This window comes from Algoriphagus boritolerans DSM 17298 = JCM 18970 (assembly GCF_900108085.1).
Taxonomy (GTDB): domain Bacteria; phylum Bacteroidota; class Bacteroidia; order Cytophagales; family Cyclobacteriaceae; genus Algoriphagus; species Algoriphagus boritolerans.
The window spans coordinates 1-1,820 of the sequence record NZ_FNVR01000070.1; the positions used below are offsets into that span (position 1 = coordinate 1).

General features: G+C 44.7%; 3 protein-coding genes. 1 reads left to right on the top strand and 2 read right to left on the bottom strand.

The window, feature by feature from the left end:
- A partial coding sequence (locus C4S61_RS21565; RefSeq protein ID WP_146064489.1) for an IS66 family transposase occupies positions 1-493 on the top strand: 493 nt, incomplete at its 5' end.
- Positions 494-532: 39 nt separating this feature from the next.
- Here the strand turns inward: C4S61_RS21565 and C4S61_RS21570 are convergent.
- On the bottom strand, positions 533-1,609 hold the full coding sequence (locus C4S61_RS21570; RefSeq protein WP_103926844.1) for an IS110 family RNA-guided transposase: 1,077 nt from the start codon (positions 1,607-1,609) through the stop codon (positions 533-535).
- 26 nt (positions 1,610-1,635) lie between these two features.
- Positions 1,636-1,820 (bottom strand): hypothetical protein (locus tag C4S61_RS22460; protein WP_235010167.1); only part of this gene is annotated, 185 nt, incomplete at its 5' end.

Here is a 1,820-nt window from a genome sequence, read left to right on the forward strand (position 1 = left end):
CTGTAAAACAGCTCATAGTAGGTTTCGATACTCGTCTTTTTCATCCCGCAACTTTAGCTCAGAATTCAAAGCGCATCAAGATGCAATTCGTCGGAGGGATACGGCCTTCTCCAAATGGCTGACTGAAAACTATGCCCAGACACTTCCAAAAAGCAACATAGCTAAAGCAATGGCATATACCATGATGTTGTGGAAAGAGCTGTCAAATTACCTCTTGGACGGGGTACTAGAAATCGACAACAATCCCGTGGAGAACAGGATCAGACCTGTAGCCTTGGGAAGGAAAAACTACCTGTTTGCAGGATCACATGAGGCAGCACAGCGGGCAGCAATGATCTACTCCTTTTTTGCCATGTGTAAAACCGAAGAAGTCAACCCACAGCACTGGCTCAAGTACGTATTCGATAATATCATGGAAACCAACATCCAGAAAATTCACGAACTCCTGCCCAAAAATTATAAACAATCCCTAGCAAAAAATCACACTGCATAAAGATTCTGTGTTTAAAGTCAAGAAGAAATCAGGATTTTCTTAATTTTCGTTTCTTAAGTCGGCATCAGCTAGACTGTAAAGGGAAGCATGGTTTTTACCGTCTTCCCTTTTTTCTTCATAAGCTGGATCAAAGGTGGTTTTGTTCCTGAAAAGGATATAGATCAGCTCAAGGAGCTTTCGCTGTACAGCTACGGCAGCTTTCATTTTTATCCCGTGCCTTCCCACGAGTCTGGCAAAGGTGCCTTTGTAAATTTCACAATGCCTAATGGCGGCCAAGGCGGGTAAATGCATGGCTTTTCTCAGACTTCGGTTTCCTTTTTTTGAGATTTTAGGTTTGCCTTTTACAGAGGTTCCCGATTGCTTTTCCCTCACATCAAACCCTGCATAACTGGTGAGCTGACGCTTGTTTCTTACCAGTTCGAATCCGTTGGTTTCAGCCAACACGATCACTGCTGTCAGCTCTCCCACTCCTGGAATAGAGGTGATTCGCTTTACAGCTTGGTCTAGTTCCTGATCAGACTTGACCAGATGATGGATTTCGTTTTTGATTTCCCGTTCCTGTTTGCAGAGTAGCTTTCGTCGCTCATTCAAGCGCTTCAGACTGTTTGCATTGGGAAAGGCTTCGGTATTTTCAGCATGGATCTGATTGTCTACTGTAACCCGTTCAGCTACAATCTGATCCCGCTCACGGGTAAGCTGTCTGAGGGTTCTGAAAATGGGTTTGGGAGGAGCCCAGTGATCCAGTTTTCGCTCTAGTCCAAACTGGGTGATCGCATCGGCACAGGTACTGTCTGTTACCGTTTTGGTCGACAGGGTTCTCATGTAGTTGCTGATCTTGGTGGGAAGAACAATAGACAATTTTTGTCCCTGATCAACCAGCCAGTGGGCAAACTTCTCATGGTAAACCCCGGTCGCTTCCATTACAAAAAGAACTTCGGATCCTGAATCCCTCATCGATTCAGCCCACTTAAGACAGGCCTTGAACCCGGAAGGGTGGTTCCCAAAGGTTTTTCGGGCTTTAATCTGCCAACTCAGATCTTCGAAAAGTAGTCCAAAGGAACACACCAATTCATCCTGAGCCACATCCACACCGATAGTCTGTTTGATTGCTTTCATAGAGTTAAAAGGTTGAAGTGAAGTAATCAATCAAAGTGGATGTCTCCCTCCGTTTTGTCTCCTGCTTGGATATTCTGACTGTAACCGAATCGGCTACGTCTTACATTCTGTTTAAACGTATCCCTCCGACGAATTGCATCTTGATGCGCTTTGAATTCTGAGCTAAAGTTGCGGGATGAAAAAGACGAGTATAGAAACCTATTATGAGCTG

What these genes read in the sequence shown, in the direction of transcription:
- C4S61_RS21570 (WP_103926844.1), bottom strand. Translation starts at nt 1,609, where the DNA reads ATGAAAGCAATCAAACAGACTATCGGTGTGGATGTGGCTCAGGATGAA.